We start from the raw sequence: 14,476 nt of genomic DNA, 5'->3' as shown, positions 1-14,476 counted from the left end.
GTGATCACAAGGAGTTAGCGGTCGTCGCGGGGCTCGTCCGGCTCGCGCTCCGGCGGCGGGCGTACGCGATCGGGAGGCCGACGAGGGTCCCCGCGAGCGCCGTCATCCCCAGCACGAGGCCGACGAGGAGCGGCACGGGGCCGGCCGTGAGCATCTCGAGGCTCCAGACGGAGACGAATCGGACGGTCCACGCCATCCCGGTCGCGAGCGCGGTGAGCAGCCCGAACGCGGCTCCCGCCGGATACGTGTAGGCGCCGCGCCGTTCGACGAGCGCCCACCAGATCCCCGCGCCGGCGACGAGCGCCGGGCTCGCGAGGATCGCCACCGAGACCCCCGGTGGCAGCCCGATCACCTCGGCGAAGAGCCCGAGCATGCCGGAGAGGAGCCTCGCCGTCAGGGTGGCACAGCCGAACGCGTAGACGCCGGCGAGGAACGACCACCGCTGCGACGACGAGAGCCGAGAGACGGACGGAAGATCCATACGCGAACGTCACGAACGCGTCGGATAGTTCTTCTCGAGGGTGAAACGCCGGCTTGAATCTCCGATCAGGGCGTGATCACGGCGCGGCCGTCGATCTCGCCGTGTTCGAGCTTCTCCGCGACGGTGTTGACCTCGCCGAGGTCGTACCGGCTCGTGTGGAGGTCGACGTCGCCCTGCTCGACGAGCGCGACCAGCTCCTGGAGCTCCGCGTACCGACCGACGATGTTGCCGACGAAGGAGAACTCGCCGTTCACCAGCGCCTGTGCCGGCTCGTGGACGTGCCCGCCGTAGCCGATGACGTGGTGGTCGCCGCCGGCGGCGGTGACGTCGGGCGCGTACGCCGTGGTGACGTCCTCGCCGACGAAGTCGAGCACCTGCGCCGCGCCCGTCCCGTCCGTGATCGCCTCGATCTCGGCGGGCACGTCCGCCTCGCTCGGGTTCACGAGGTGGTCGGCGCCGTACCCCTCGGCCAGGTCGAGCGCCGACTCCTTGAGGTCGACCGCGGTGATCCGCGCCGCGCTCATCGCGTCGAGACACTGGAGGCCGATGTGGCCCAGCCCGCCGATGCCGATCACGACCGCGTGGTCGCCGGGGTTCAACTCGGCGACCGCCTTCTTCGCGGCGTGGTACGCCGTGATCCCGGCGTCGGCGTGCGGCGCGATGTCGATCGGACTGACGCCGTCGGGCAGCGGGATGACCGAGCGCTCGCTCGTGTGGAGGTAGTCGGCGAAGCCGCCGTCCGTGGTCAGCCCGTTGAACGCGTCGTTCTCGCAGTACATCGTCTCGCCGAGCCGGCAGGGCCGGCAGGTGCCGCACGTCTGGACCGGGTGGCAGATCACGGGGTCGCCCGGATCGACGAGCTCGACGTCCTCGCCCGTCTCGACGACGGTGCCGGCGTTCTCGTGGCCCAAGGTCATCGGGAGTTCTTGCGGGACGTACTCCGTCCACATCCCCTCGATGATGTGGTTGTCGGTCTGACACCACCCCGCGCCCTCGACCTCGACTATCACGTCGCTCGCGCCGGTCGCCGCCGGACGGTCGACCTCGTCGATCGAGAGCCCCGCCGTCATGTCGTCGGTGTACTCGTGGAGTCTGGCTGCGCGCATGTGTGGTACGAGTTGGCGTACCGATCGGCATAAACGTTCGTTCGCCACGGGGCGTCGAACGCGGCGGAGCGGCGTGCGGGCGGCCATGCGACCGTTTCAGCGCCCGAACCCGTATCCGCTCCGGCGGTCCTCGCGACGGGAACGGCCGGACCGATCGCCCGGTCCGGCGCGACCGGCCGCGGCCGCGTTCCCGTCCGCGTGGTCGCTGGCGGTCGCGTACGCCTCCTGGACCCGGCGGAACGCCTCCTCGTCGCCGCCGCGGTCCGGGTGCGTCTCCTTGACGCGCTCGCGGTAGGCGCGTTTCACCGCGTCGACGTCGGCGTCGGTCGGGAGCCCGAGCTCGGCGTACGCGTCCGCGACGTGGCCGTCCCGTCGGGACCGATCGGGGTCGGTGCCCCAGTCGGGCTCGGTCACGTCGAACGGGAGCCGCCGGCCGAGCCCGCGGCCGGGCATCTCGTGTTCGCACAACACGGCGTGGACGTTCTCGCCCTCGAGCCGGAAGTAGTCGTGCGCGTCGAAGGTCACGGCGACGCCGCGGGCCGGGAGGTAGAAGGGAACGACGACCCCGCCCACCGCGTGGTCCTCGAGGAAGCGTTCGCCGATCGCGGTCAGGTACGCGCGGATCTCGTCGCGGCGGCGCGCGTCGCCGCTCGGCGTCCCCTCGACGGACGACGCCCGCTCCGGGAACAGCCGGTGTCCGACGTAGAAGACGGCGGCGACGACGACGCTCGCGACGACGCCGAGGGCGACCCCTACGAACACCCACTGCGGGACGGCACCGGTGGCGGCCACGGTCACGGCCGAGGTAACGGCCGCGTGCGTATCAACCTCTCGCCGGCGGGGAGCGTGGATCCGCCTCCGATCGGCTTCGGGGTCTCGCCGGCGACGAGGCTGGGGAGGCGTGAGGTGCGGGGCTGGGGCTTTGGAGACGTTCTCTGCGGTCGTGTTCACTGCGCCGGCAACGATCTCCCCCCAACGGCGATCGTTCGCTCGGGACGATCGATCGGTTCCCGACTCTCCGGGCGAAAAAGCGGATCTCAACGGACGTGAGGGACCGACCCGCCCGGCGCGTCCCGACCCCGCGACCGACTCAGATCAGGTCCTTCGACTCGAGCGCCTCGAGGACGTCGTCGACGAGCTCCTCGGGCGTGTCGTACGGGAAGTCCTGGTCGCTGCCGAGCTTGGCGGCGAGCTCCATCGCGGTGAAGCTCACGTCGCCCGCCTCGAACTTCGTCGCCGGACCGTTCGGCAGCGCGGGGACGAGGTCCATCTGGTTTTGAACCGGGAAGTCCGCGCCGCCGAACGCGTCCATGAACTGTTCGCGGAGTTCCGCTTTGACGTCGGTCATGCCCGCATCTCTCCGGAGGGACCGCAAAAGCGTTGTGGAACCACGATAAATCGGTTCACCGTTCTCGACGCCGACGGACGACCGGCGGGCCCCGCCCGCGGGGGCCGCCGGATCCCACCGTCGGAGGAGCACCGGATCCTACGGTACTTTCACCGTGGCGGCGCTTGGTTCACGCATGTCCGCCACGCCAGACGACGACCCGTTCGCCGGCGACGGATCGCTCGACGAGGACCTGCTGTTCGAACTCACCGAGGCCCGCGGGGTTCCGGGATACGAGGACCGCGTCCGCGAGATCGTCCGCCGGGAGTTCGCGGAGTCGGTCGACCACGTCCGCACGGACGCGATGGGGAACGTCGTCGGCACGATCGAGGGCACGGCGAACCCGGACTACTCGGTCGCGGTGGCGGCCCACATGGACGAGATCGGGTTCATGGTCCGGCACGTCGACGACGACGGGTTCGTCCGGGTCGACGCGCTCGGCGGGTTCGACCCGCGCGTGCTCCGGGCCCAGCGCGTGACCGTCCACGGCGAGGCGGACCTCACGGGCGTCATCGGCTCCGTGCCGCCCCACACCCTCACCGACGAGCAGCGCGAGGCGGACGACGAGGTGTCGGACGTCTTCATCGACCTCGGCCGCGACGCGGAGGCGGTCGCCGATCTGGTGAGCGTCGGCGACCTCGTCACGCTCGACCAGACGACGACGCGGATGGGCGACTGCGTCACCGGGAAGGCGCTCGACGACCGCGTCTGCCTGTTCGCGGCCCTCGAGGCCGCGAGGCGGATCGCGGAGCCGGACGTCACGATCCACGTCGCCGCGACGGTCCAGGAGGAGGTCGGGCTCCGCGGCGCGCACGCCCTCGGCGTCGACGTCGACCCCGACTTGGCGATCGCCCTCGACGTCACCGTCGCCAACGACGTCCCGCAGATCGGCGAGGCGGCCGACGCGGTGACGAGCCTCGGCGAGGGGACGGCGATCAAGCTCAAGGACTCCTCCGTGATCACGAGCCCGAAGGTCCACCGGCGGCTGACCGAGACCGCCGAGTCGAACGGCGTCGAGCACCAACACGAGGTGTTGCCGGCGGGCGGCACCGACACGGCCGGGTTCCAGACGCCGGGCGGCGCGAAGCCGGTCGGCGCGATCTCGATCCCCACCCGCTACCTCCACACGGTGACGGAGACCGCGAACGTGCGGGACGTCGCGGCGACGGTCGACCTGTTGACGGCGTTCCTGGAGTCGGAGACGGGCGAGCACGACTACACGCTGTGAGGTCGGAGCGTCGCGGCGACGACACGACGGGCGTCGCGCCGGCGACGCGGTCGACGACGTGGGTATCGCGGCGGCGCCGCGGCCCGCGTCGTCCGCCGTCCACCCCAGACCAAACCCGTTTTAAGCGTCGGCGTCGAACCGGCTCCCAAGGTAGATATCCATGGAAATGCCACGCCGCTTCAATACGTACTGCCCTCACTGTGACTCCCACCAGGAGCACGAGGTCGAGAAGGTCCGATCGGGTCGTGCGACCGGCATGAAACGCGACGCGCGACAGCGACGCCGCGCGCTCGCGACGATCGGCAACGCCGGCGGGTACTCGAAGGTGCCCGGTGGGGACAAACCCACCAAGAAGACCCACCTGAAGTACCGCTGTAGCGACTGCGGGAAGGCCCACATGCGCGAGGGATGGCGCGCGGGCCGACTCACCTTCCAGGAGTGAGCATGGCGGGAAGCTTCCACCGCGTGCGCTGTGGGGACTGTGAGAACGAACAAGTCGTCTTCGGCAAGGCGTCCTCGGTCGTCTCGTGTGCCGTCTGCGGCACCACGCTCGCGACCCCGACCGGCGGGGAGGCCGAGCTTGCCGGCGACGTCGTGGAAACCGTTGAGGCGCGGTAACCGCCTCGCCCCCTATCATGAAGTACAGCGGCTGGCCCGAACCCGGTGAGCTCGTCGTCGGCGAGATCGACGAGATCGCCGACTTCGGCGTCTTCGTCGACCTCGACCAGTACGAGGACAAACGCGGCCTCTGTCACATCAGCGAGGTCGCCTCCGGCTGGATCAAGAACGTCCGCGACCACGTCCGCGAGGGACAGACGGTCGTCGCGAAGGTGCTGGAGGTCGACCAGTCCTCGAACCAGATCGACCTGTCGATCAAGGACGTCAACGAACACCAGCGCAAGGAGACGATACAGGACTGGAAGAACGAGCGCAAGGCCGACAACTGGATGCTGATCGCGCTCGGCGAGGACGTCGACGACGACCGCTACACCTCGGTCGCCAACGCCCTCCTCCGCGAGTACGACTCGCTGTACGACGCCTTCGAGGCGTCGGCCATCCGCGGCCTCGAGGCGCTCGAGGACGTCGATCTCGACGACGACGCGGCGGACTCGATCGTCGACGCGGCCCGCGACAACGTCTCGGTCCCGTACGTCGACGTCACGGGCTACGTCGACCTCGAATCGACGGCCGCCGACGGCGTCGACGACGTCAAGGCCGCCCTGGAGGCGGCCGAGGGGAACGGCGAGATCCCCGACGGCGTCGACCTCGACGTCGGCTACGTCGGCTCGCCCGAGTACCGGATCAAGGTCCGCGCGCCCGACTACAAGACCGCCGAGGACGAGCTCGAGGCCGCCGCGGAGCGCGCCCGCGAGGCGATCGAGTCCGCCGGCGGCGTCGGGTCGTTCCACCGCGAGCGGCGCGAGGACGACGAGTAACCCGCGCCGCAGTCTCCCGTACCTCCTCTCAGACCCGTGCGCTCCGACATCCACGTCTGTTCCGACCCGGAAGCCGCCCACGACCGACCGGTGTACACCCTCGGCGACCGCTGCCCGGAGTGCGGCGCTCCCGCCGAGAACGGCGCGCCCGCCCCGTTCGACCCGACGGACCGGTACGGCGAGTACCGCCGCCGGGCGCGCTCGGACCGTCCCGACTGACCGCGTCCGGCGAACCGCGTGCCTCGAGCCGCGCTCGCCGAATAGCCACCCTCTTGTGACCGCCGCCCGCACGGACACCGTATGGACGACATCGAGATCGACGAGGTGGCGACGCCGGAGCTCGACGACCCGGTGCTGATCGAGGGGCTGCCGGGCGTCGGCCACGTCGGAAAGCTCGCGGCCGAACACCTCCTCGAGGAGTTCGACGGCGAACTCGTTCGCCGCGTGTACGCCACGGAGTTCCCGCCGCAGGTGAGCGTCGACGGCGAGGACGGGATCGCCGAGCTCACCTGTGCGGAGTTTCACGCCGTCGAGACCGACGGCGCCGACCTGCTCGTGTTGACGGGCGACCACCAGGCGGGGTCGAACGCGGGCCACTACCGGCTGACCTCGACGTTCCTCGACGTCGCGGAGTCGTTCGGCGCGACGCGGGCGTTCGCGCTCGGCGGGGTGCCAACGGGCGAGCTCGTCGAGGAGTACACGGTGCTCGGCGCGGTCTCCGAGGCGGCGCTCGCCGACGACCTCCGCGAGGCGGACGTCGAGTTCCGGCCGGACGAGCCGGCGGGCGGGATCGTCGGCGTCTCCGGGCTCGTGCTCGGGCTCGGCGGGCGTCGCGGGCTCGAGGCGGCCTGCCTGATGGGCGAGACGAGCGGCTACCTGGTCGACCCGAAGAGCGCGCGGGCGGTGCTCGAGGTCCTCGAGGCGCTGCTCGGATTCGAGCTCGGCTACGATTCCCTCGAGGACCGCGCCGAGGAGATGGAGGAGGTCGTCGGCAAGATCCGCGAGATGCAGGACGGGCCGGCCGTCCCCGACGACGACCTGCGGTACATCGGGTAGCTCGTCCCGTCGGTTTCTCCCCCCAGTCCCCGCTTCCGGCAGAGCTAAACGCGGTCACCGGTCATCGATCGTGTATGACCGAGGTACGCGTCGCCGGCGTCGGACTCACGCGGTTCGGGAGCCACCCCGAGCGAACCGGTCGGGACCTGTTCGCGGAGGCGGCCGACAGCGCGTTCGCGGACGCCGGCGTCGACCGGACGGACGTCGAGGAGCTGAACTATGGAAACTTCATGGGCGCGCTCGCGGAACACCAGGGCCATCAGGCCCCGCTGATGGCCGAGGCGGCGGGCGTCCGCTGTCCCGCCACCCGCTACGAGTCGGCGTGCGCGTCGGCGGGCGTCGCGGTTCGCGAGGCGGTTCGAACCGTCCGGTCCGGGGAGGCCGACGTGGTCCTCGCCGGCGGGATGGAGCGGATGACGAACCTCGACACGGAGGGGGCCACTGAGGGGCTCGCGATAGCGGCGGACGACCTCTTCGAGGTGCGCGCGGGCGTCACGTTCCCCGGCGCGTACGCGCTGATGGCTCGCGCCTACTTCGAGGCGCACGGCGGGAGCCGCGAGGACCTCGCGCACGTCGCCGCGAAGAACCACGCGAACGCCCTCCCGAACGAGTACGCGCAGTTCCGCAGCGAGGTGTCGGTCGAGGAGGCGCTCGACTCCCCGCCGGTCGCGGAGCCGCTCCACCTCTACGACGCCTGCCCGATCACCGACGGCGCGAGCGCGCTCGTGTTCGTCTCCGCGGAGTACGCGGCCGAGAACGGCCTCGACGCGCCGGTCTCCGTGACCGGAACGGGGCAGGGGACGGACCGGATGGCGCTCGCCGATCGGGCCGACCTCGCCGCGACGCCCGCGGCCGCCGCCGCCGCGACCGCCGCCTACGACGACGCCGGCGTCGGCTCGGGCGACGTCGACCTGGCCGAGGTCCACGACTGTTTCACGATCGCCGAGGTGCTCGCGATCGAGTCGCTCGGGCTCGCCGAGCCGGGCGAGGGGATCTCGGCCGCCCGCGACGGCCGAACGACCGCCGACGGCGACGTCCCGGTGAACCTCTCGGGCGGGCTGAAGGCCAAGGGGCACCCGGTCGGGGCGACCGGCGGGTCACAGATCGCGGAGCTGACCCGGCTGCTTCGCGGCGATCATCCGAACAGCGAACACGTCCCCGACGCCGAGGTGGCCGTCGCCCACAACGCGGGCGGAACGGTCGCGAGCGCCGTCGTCCACGTGCTGGAGGTGGCGGAATGACGGACGAGGGCGCGCCGACCGCGAACGCCGGCTACGACGAGTGGATCGACGCGCTGGCGGCGGGCGACGGCCACGCGCTCGTCTGTCCCGAGGGCCACGGATCGCTGCCGCCGCGGCGGGTGTGCCCGGAGTGTGGCGCCGCCGACCTCGCCGGGGAGCCGCTGCCCGAGACCGGGACCGTCGAGACGTACACGGTCGTCCACGTCCCCTCGCCGCGATTCGCCGACGACGCGCCGTACGTTACCGCGGTCGTGCGGTTCGGTCCGGTTCGGCTGACGGGGATCGTCCGGGGGATCGATCCGGCGGGCGACGAGGACGGGGTCGAGGTCGGCGCCACGGTCGAAGCCGACGTCGGCGAGCGCGAGACCGACGGCGGACGGATCGTCGCCTTCCGACCGGTCGAGCCCTGACGCGGCCGGAGTCGGCTGCGGAGCGGGTCGTCCATCGGTCCCCCGTGGAAGACCGGTCCGTCTCGGACGGTCTCCCTGGACGAGTCCCCCCGGAGAGATCGTCCGAAGCCGGCCCCGGTCGCGGCGACCCGGCCGTTGCGTTCCGAACGCCGTCGTCCGCGACGTGTCCTGATGCTCCGGCGGGCGTCCTGCTGGCTCCGCGAGATACAGGGCGCGTACGCCGCACTCGCGCCGGAAGGTGGGCCGAGGACGGGTCCGGTTTGCCGTTCAGCAGATGACGTTCCGGACGTCGAGCGCCGTCGCCCGTCGGACCACCGCATCGACCGGATCCGCGACGCCGGAGAGGTTGTCCGAATCGCCGTCGAGCACCAGCAGCGCGGCGCGGCGGTCCGGCTCGATGACGCCACAGTCGAGGCCGACCGCGTCGGCTCCGGCGGCCGTCGCCATCCGAAGCACCGTCCGCGAGGGGAGGTCGAACGTCTTCGCGGTGTACTCCATCTCGCGGAACATCGAAGGCCCGTTCAACATCACGTTGTCCGTCCCGAGCGCCACGTCGGTGTACTCGAGCAGCGTCTCGACCGGCGGCTGACCGACCCCGAGGACGCGGTTCGCGCGGGGACAGACCGCGATCGGGACCTCCTGGTCTGCGACCCGTTCCAGGTGGTCGGCTTCGGCGTGGACCATGTGGACCAGCAGATCCGGGTTCAGATCCAGCGCCGGGTGGATGTCGGTGGCGTCGGGCTCGCCGGCGTGAATGGCGAACGGGACGCCGCGCTCCCTCGCCGCCGTTCGCTGGTCGGTGAACTCGCCGTCGTTGGCGCCGCTGGCACCGAACCCGTCGGCCACGTCCAGGACCGCAGGGTCGTCGCTCCCGAAAACGAAGTCCTCGACGTCGAGGCCCTCGGCGGCCTCGCGTAGCGTCCGGGCGCCTTCGACGCCGAACTCGCGGAAGTCGAGGAACGCGGCCGTTCCGGTTCGTTCCATGAACCGGAGCGTGCGACGTATCGCCTCGACCAGCGTCTCGCGGTCGGCCGCCGCCAGCCGCCGGTGTTTCAGGCTGTCGGGCGGGGCCACCGCCTCTTCGAGGCCGAGCCCGACGGCCGCCTCTTTGGCGACCGAGTCCCCGACGTGGGTGTGCGCGTTCACGAACGCCGGCAGGACGATGCGGCTCGGTTCGCCGTCGCGTTCGGGCGTCTCGTCGACGGCCACGATACGACCCTCCTCCACGACGACCCGACCGTGGATCGGCTCGAACGACTCCCCGGCGAGGACGGTTCCCTCGATCTCCTCCATACAACAGTGAGGCCGGCGGGGCTATATGTGTCTCGTGATGATCGCGGAGGCGATCGAACGTCGGCCTCCCCTGGAAGCCATCCGGTTTCGTGCTGAGCGTGTCCTCCGCATCCCGAACGGTGATCTCGGCAGTCGGCGGAAGCCCCCGTGAGTAGGCCGCTGCGCGAGCCACCCGTACCGTAACGGATCGCACGCGGAAGGCTGAGTCCGGGGATCTCGAGTCCGCGGATCTCGACGGCGTCCCTCGGTCGCGCCGCTTTTATCGGTCGACGGGCTACTCCGGCCATGAGCACGGAGCTGACGTTCACCGAGGACGGCGTCGACGTCGTCTACGAGGGGATCGAGTTCGAACTGGAGAAGGACCTGATAGAGGAGGCCACGGGCAAGGAGTACCGGGACGTGACCGACCACGAGATCGTTCAGATCGTGGCCGAGGAGCCGGACCTCGACGGCGAGCCGGTCCGGGTCGGCGACGTACTGTAGTCGTCGTCGATCGGGTCGTCCGAGCCTCGTCGGTCGGGTCGTCCCAGTCGTCGCGGCCGCGCTCGTCCGCCCGCCCGCACGGTCGACCCGGAGCGGTCGGACTTTATGCGCCCGCCGGTTCTCACGACGTGTGATGTCCGCCCTCCGTTCTCCTTCCCCGAGCGACCGCGGCGGTCGCGGCGGCCTCGCCGTCGTGCTCGCCGCCAACCTCCTCCCGGTGGCCGGGGTCGTCACCCTCGGCTGGAGCGCGGCCGAGATCCTCGTCGTCTACTGGATCGAACTCGTGGTCATGGTCGCCGCCTACGGGGTCGCCGCGCTGTTCGCCGAGCGGCCGATCGACCTCGCGGACCGCGAGTTCTACATCGTCGGCTTCTCCGAGAACTCCACCCTCGACGAGGACCGCTGGAGCGGCGATCCCGAGCCCGTGGGGCTCGTCGCCCGCGTCCTGCCGCCGTCGATCGCCGAGCGGGTGCCGCCGATCTACCGGCGGAACGTTCCCGTCGTCGCCCGGTCGCTCGGGATCGTCGGCTTCCTCGCGTTCGGCGCGCTCGTCCTCGCCGACGCGGTCGTCGCCGAACCGATCGCCACGGCGGCGTCGCCGACGGTCCTCGCCGCGTCCCTCGCGGTCTGCGTCTCGCAGGCGGCCGAGATACGCCGGGAGTTCTTCGTGACGCCCCGCTACGAGGAGTGGTCGGCGTACATGATTCAGGAGGCCGCCCAGCGGGTCGTCACCTTCTACCTCTGTATCGGCATGCTGGCGGTGCCGGCGTCGTTCCTCGGGCTCCTCCTCGTCGCGGACGCGACCGACGCGATCGCCGTCGGTCCGGCCGCGCTCGGCCCGCTCGCGCCGGCTCCCGACCTCGACCCGGTCGCGCTGGCGTACGTGATCCCGTTCGCGCTCGCGAAGGCCGCCGCCGACCGGTCCCGGCGGATCGCGTTCGACGAGGTCGATCCCGGCGGGCTCGCCGGCTGGTTCGCGCCCGAGGACCCGCGGCCCGAGTGGCTGCGGGAGCAGGAGCGGGAGCGGTGAGGCCGCGGGCCGGGCCGCACCGACGCGACCGGCTCGACCGATCGGAAACGCAACGCCGATACCGCGGGCCCCCGAACCGCCGGGCATGTACGAGGCGGTCCACGCGTCTCCCGACGGCGACGCCACCGTCGCGAGACAGGCCACGACGGCGGCGCGATACGGCTACGACGGGATCGTCGTCCGGACGCGGGACGCGCTGGCTGGGTCGGGCGGCGACGCCGCGACGCCCGCGGCCGACGCCGAGGCGGTCGCCGACGAGTACGGGATCGACGTCGTCGACGCGGTCGAGATCGACGTCGACGGGCCGACCGCCGCCTCGGGGGCGGTCGGGAACGGTCGGTCCGAACACACGGTCGTCTGCGTCGTCGGGGGCGACGACCGGCTGAACCGGTACGCGGTCGAGGAGCCCCGCGTCGACGTGCTCGCCCGTCCGAACGCGGGGTCTGGCGGGTTCAACCACGTCCTCGCGAGGGCCGCCCGCGACAACGGCGTCCACGTGGAGTTCGACCTCGGTCCGGTCCTCCGACGGACGGGCGGCGGACGGGTTCGGGCGCTCGCCGACCTCCGGAAGCTGCGGGAGATCGTGACCTACTACGACGCCCCGTACGTCGTCAGCGCGAACGCCGCCTCCCACCTCGAACTCCGCGCGCCCCGCGAGGTCGTCGCCGTCGCGGCGGAGGCCGGGTTCGACCCCGAGTGGGTTCGCGAAGGGCTCCGGGCGTGGGGCCGCATCGCGGATCGGAACCGCGAGCGGCGCTCCGGGGATTTCATGGAGCCGGGGGTTCGACGTGGACGGTATGAAACGGAGCGTTGAGGAGCACGCCGCCCGCTTCACCGAGAAGGCGGCCGAGTACGACGACGCGAAGAGCGACGAGTACCACGCCTGTGCGGGCCTCGTCGTCGACTACGCCGACCCCGGCCCGGACGACGTGGTTGCGGACCTCGGCGCGGGGACCGGCGCGATCGCGCTGGCCCTCGCGCCCGACGCGAAGCTCGTGCTCGCCCGCGACGTCAGCGAGGGGATGATGGAGGAGGGCCGCCGGAAGGCCTCCGAGGAGCGGATCACCAACGTCGAGTTCGCCTACGGCGAGTTCCGCGAGCCGAACCTCGACGGGCCGGACCGCGAGGCCGTCGACGTCGTCACCTCGAACTTCGCGCTGCACCACCTCGCGGACGACGAGAAGCGCGAGGCGATCCGGGTCATGGCCGAGACGGGCGCACGCCGGATCGTCCTCGGCGACGTGATGTTCTTCGAGGAGCCGGACCCCGACGAGCCGTACTACAGCCCCGAGGTCGACGACCCCGCGACCGTGGGGACGCTCGTGGAGGCGTTCACGTCGGTCGGCTTCGCGGTCGTCGCGGCCGAGCGCGTCCACGACCAGGTCGGCGTGATCGTCGCCGAGCGGATCGGCTCGGGCGACGAGGTGCCCGGTGCGGAGTGACCGTCCGCCGGCCCGCCCCGGCGGGACCGGCCGTGCCGTCGGGAGCAGCCGGGGGTGCGAGCCGTGAAACACCTCCCGAAACACCTCCGCCCGCGCTGGCGGTACCTCGCCGTCGGGATCGAGGCGTGGCCCGACGCCGAGATCGGCCGTCGCGCGTTCCAGCGCGCGCTCTGGTACGCCGCCGGCAACCTCCTCGGCGACGCCGGCAGCGCCGACGCGGGGGTGAAACTGCTCTCCTTCTCGTTTTCGGGGGGCGCTGGCGAGGCGGTCGTCCGGGTCCGCCGCGGCCACGTCGCCGAGGCGCGGGCCGCGATCGGCTGCGTGAGCGAGGTCGACGGCGACCCCGTCGGGATCCGCGTTCGGGGGATCTCCGGGACGGTCCGTGCCTGTGAAGAAAGATATATGGGTCGCGCGGCCGGCAGTTCGACACAGCGAGACGTCGCGTTCGCAGGCGCCGAGCGGCCCGCCGTCGTGCGCGGTGACGCGTGTGACGTGCGGACCGAGTCGGGGTACGTCGGCGCGGCGGCGTTCGACATCGAGTGATATCATGCAGGGCCAATCCCAACAGCAGGCGTACGACCGAGGCATCACCATCTTCTCTCCCGACGGCAGGCTCTACCAGGTCGAGTACGCGCGGGAGGCGGTCAAACGCGGGACGGCGAGCGTCGGCATCCGCGCCGAGGACGGGGTCGTCCTCGCCGCCGACAAGCGCGCCCGCTCCCCGCTCATGGAGCCCGCGAGCATCGAGAAGCTCCACAAGGCCGACGACCACGTCGGCGTCGCCAGCGCGGGTCACGTCGCGGACGCCCGCCAGCTCATCGACTTCGCGCGCCGGCAGGCGCAGGTGAACCGCCTGCGCTACGGCGAGGCGATGGGGATCGAGACGCTGACGAAGACGATCACCGACCACATCCAGCAGTACACCCAGATCGGCGGCGCGCGCCCCTTCGGCGTCGCGCTCATCGTCGGCGGGATCGAGAACGGCGAGCCCCGGCTCTTCGAGACGGATCCCTCCGGGACGCCCTACGAGTGGCAGGCGCTCTCCATCGGCTCGGACCGGAGCGACCTCCGCGACTACCTCGAGTCGGAGTACGAGGAGGGCATCTCCACGGACGAGGCGGTCGGGCTCGCGCTCGACACCCTCGCTGAGACCAACGACGAGGGGCTCACCCCCGAGGGCGTCGGCGTCGCGACGATCACCGTCGACGACGAGCAGTACGCCGAGGTGCCCGCCGACGAGCTCGAGTCGGTCCTCGCCGAGCGCGACCTGCTCGCGACAGACGACGACGAGTCGGCGGACGCCGACGAGGAGTAGGACGTCCCGCGCCGATCCGTCCGGCCCCGGTCGAAACGACCATCCTTCGGTACACGAAAGGACGCTCCATGAGCGACGTCGACGCCGGCGGGACCGGGCTCCCGGACCGGCAGCGAGGAACGGAACCGACGCTCCCGACGGGCTACGAACTGCGCGAGACGACCCCCTCGGTCGACGCGTTCCTCCGGCTCCGCCGGGAGGCCGACATGAGCGACCGGTCGCGGGAGGCGGTCGAGCGGGGGCTCCCGAACACGACGTACGGCGTCCACGTGGTCGAGACCGGGAGCGGCGCGGCGGTCGGGATGGCGCGGATCGTCGGCGACGGCGGCTCGATCTTCCACCTCTCCGACATGGCCGTCGCGGAGCCCCACCAGGGACGGGGGATCGGGACGGCGATGATGGACGCGCTCGTCGCCTGGCTCCGCGCGAACGCGCCGGACGGGGCGTACGTCGACCTCCTCGCCGACGTCGACGGCTTCTACGAGCGGTGGGGGTTCGAGCGGACCGCGCCCGCCTCGCGGGCGATGGGGGTCCGGACCGAGGAGCTGTGACGCTCCGAACCGGAACT

20 protein-coding genes are annotated in these 14,476 nt (G+C 71.6%); 15 read left to right on the top strand and 5 right to left on the bottom strand.

The genetic code is table 11. The annotated features are described in order from the left end of the window. Positions 1–4: 4 nt before the first annotated feature. From DJ70_RS09495 to DJ70_RS09480, 4 genes are all read right to left on the bottom strand, one after another. Positions 5–481, bottom strand: coding sequence for a hypothetical protein (locus tag DJ70_RS09495; protein ID WP_094532306.1), 477 nt, complete (start codon positions 479–481; stop codon positions 5–7). A gap of 65 nt (positions 482–546) precedes the next feature. Further along, the gene (locus DJ70_RS09490) at positions 547–1,587 is read right to left on the bottom strand and encodes an NAD(P)-dependent alcohol dehydrogenase (RefSeq protein WP_094532304.1); all 1,041 of its coding nucleotides are present in this window, start codon (positions 1,585–1,587) and stop codon (positions 547–549) included. Between the two features lie 96 nt (positions 1,588–1,683). After that, positions 1,684–2,385 carry a J domain-containing protein gene (locus DJ70_RS09485; RefSeq protein WP_094532302.1) on the bottom strand — a complete coding sequence of 234 codons (702 nt, stop codon included), beginning with the start codon at positions 2,383–2,385 and terminating at the stop codon, positions 1,684–1,686. Positions 2,386–2,677: 292 nt separating this feature from the next. After that, the gene (locus DJ70_RS09480; RefSeq protein ID WP_094532300.1) at positions 2,678–2,935 is read right to left on the bottom strand and encodes an MTH865 family protein; all 258 of its coding nucleotides are present in this window, start codon (positions 2,933–2,935) and stop codon (positions 2,678–2,680) included. A 175-nt stretch (positions 2,936–3,110) separates the two neighbouring features. Between DJ70_RS09480 and DJ70_RS09475 the strand changes: the two genes are divergently transcribed. From DJ70_RS09475 to DJ70_RS09440, 8 genes are all read left to right on the top strand, one after another. Continuing rightward, positions 3,111–4,202, top strand: coding sequence for a M42 family metallopeptidase (locus DJ70_RS09475; RefSeq protein ID WP_094532298.1), 1,092 nt, complete (start codon positions 3,111–3,113; stop codon positions 4,200–4,202). 160 nt (positions 4,203–4,362) lie between these two features. Then, positions 4,363–4,644: a 50S ribosomal protein L44e gene (locus tag DJ70_RS09470; RefSeq protein WP_066414660.1), complete on the top strand. Its 282-nt coding sequence runs from the start codon at positions 4,363–4,365 to the stop codon at positions 4,642–4,644. 2 nt (positions 4,645–4,646) lie between these two features. Then, positions 4,647–4,820 (top strand): 30S ribosomal protein S27e, encoded by a 174-nt coding sequence (locus tag DJ70_RS09465; protein WP_066414656.1) that lies wholly within the window; start codon positions 4,647–4,649, stop codon positions 4,818–4,820. Positions 4,821–4,837: 17 nt separating this feature from the next. Beyond that, positions 4,838–5,638 carry a translation initiation factor IF-2 subunit alpha gene (locus DJ70_RS09460; RefSeq protein WP_094532296.1) on the top strand — a complete coding sequence of 267 codons (801 nt, stop codon included), beginning with the start codon at positions 4,838–4,840 and terminating at the stop codon, positions 5,636–5,638. Between the two features lie 36 nt (positions 5,639–5,674). After that, on the top strand, positions 5,675–5,857 hold the full coding sequence (locus DJ70_RS09455; RefSeq protein WP_094532294.1) for an RNA-protein complex protein Nop10: 183 nt from the start codon (positions 5,675–5,677) through the stop codon (positions 5,855–5,857). An 81-nt stretch (positions 5,858–5,938) separates the two neighbouring features. Then, positions 5,939–6,694, top strand: coding sequence for a proteasome assembly chaperone family protein (locus DJ70_RS09450; protein WP_094532292.1), 756 nt, complete (start codon positions 5,939–5,941; stop codon positions 6,692–6,694). A 74-nt stretch (positions 6,695–6,768) separates the two neighbouring features. Beyond that, complete coding sequence (locus DJ70_RS09445) at positions 6,769–7,935, top strand: thiolase domain-containing protein (protein ID WP_094532290.1); 1,167 nt, start codon at positions 6,769–6,771, stop codon at positions 7,933–7,935. Further along, the gene (locus DJ70_RS09440; protein WP_094532288.1) at positions 7,932–8,345 is read left to right on the top strand and encodes a Zn-ribbon domain-containing OB-fold protein; all 414 of its coding nucleotides are present in this window, start codon (positions 7,932–7,934) and stop codon (positions 8,343–8,345) included. Before DJ70_RS09445 ends, DJ70_RS09440 begins: the two co-directional genes overlap by 4 nt. A 267-nt stretch (positions 8,346–8,612) precedes the next feature. Here DJ70_RS09440 and DJ70_RS09435 read toward each other — a convergent pair whose 3' ends face one another. Further along, positions 8,613–9,638, bottom strand: a complete 1,026-nt coding sequence (locus DJ70_RS09435; protein ID WP_094532286.1) for an amidohydrolase family protein — start codon at positions 9,636–9,638, stop codon at positions 8,613–8,615. Positions 9,639–9,923: 285 nt separating this feature from the next. Here DJ70_RS09435 and DJ70_RS09430 point away from each other — a divergent pair, with 285 nt between their 5' ends. From DJ70_RS09430 to DJ70_RS09400, 7 genes are all read left to right on the top strand, one after another. After that, positions 9,924–10,121, top strand: a complete 198-nt coding sequence (locus DJ70_RS09430) for a DUF5800 family protein (protein ID WP_094532284.1) — start codon at positions 9,924–9,926, stop codon at positions 10,119–10,121. A gap of 133 nt (positions 10,122–10,254) precedes the next feature. Next, positions 10,255–11,151, top strand: coding sequence for a DUF6498-containing protein (locus DJ70_RS09425; RefSeq protein WP_094532282.1), 897 nt, complete (start codon positions 10,255–10,257; stop codon positions 11,149–11,151). Positions 11,152–11,236: 85 nt separating this feature from the next. Further along, positions 11,237–11,965, top strand: a complete 729-nt coding sequence (locus DJ70_RS09420; RefSeq protein WP_094532280.1) for an RNase P subunit p30 family protein — start codon at positions 11,237–11,239, stop codon at positions 11,963–11,965. Further along, complete coding sequence (locus DJ70_RS09415) at positions 11,949–12,593, top strand: class I SAM-dependent methyltransferase (RefSeq protein ID WP_094532278.1); 645 nt, start codon at positions 11,949–11,951, stop codon at positions 12,591–12,593. Before DJ70_RS09420 ends, DJ70_RS09415 begins: the two co-directional genes overlap by 17 nt. 63 nt (positions 12,594–12,656) lie before the next feature. Then, on the top strand, positions 12,657–13,136 hold the full coding sequence (locus DJ70_RS09410) for an Rpp14/Pop5 family protein (RefSeq protein WP_094532276.1): 480 nt from the start codon (positions 12,657–12,659) through the stop codon (positions 13,134–13,136). A 4-nt stretch (positions 13,137–13,140) separates the two neighbouring features. After that, positions 13,141–13,908 carry an archaeal proteasome endopeptidase complex subunit alpha gene (psmA, locus tag DJ70_RS09405; RefSeq protein WP_094532274.1) on the top strand — a complete coding sequence of 256 codons (768 nt, stop codon included), beginning with the start codon at positions 13,141–13,143 and terminating at the stop codon, positions 13,906–13,908. A gap of 68 nt (positions 13,909–13,976) precedes the next feature. Beyond that, positions 13,977–14,459 (top strand): GNAT family N-acetyltransferase, encoded by a 483-nt coding sequence (locus DJ70_RS09400; RefSeq protein ID WP_094532272.1) that lies wholly within the window; start codon positions 13,977–13,979, stop codon positions 14,457–14,459. The last annotated feature ends 17 nt before the right edge of the window (positions 14,460–14,476 follow it).

This window comes from Halorubrum halodurans (assembly GCF_002252985.1).
GTDB classification, from domain to species: Archaea; Halobacteriota; Halobacteria; order Halobacteriales; family Haloferacaceae; genus Halorubrum; species Halorubrum halodurans.
This window is presented reverse-complemented; position numbering and strand designations above follow the sequence as displayed.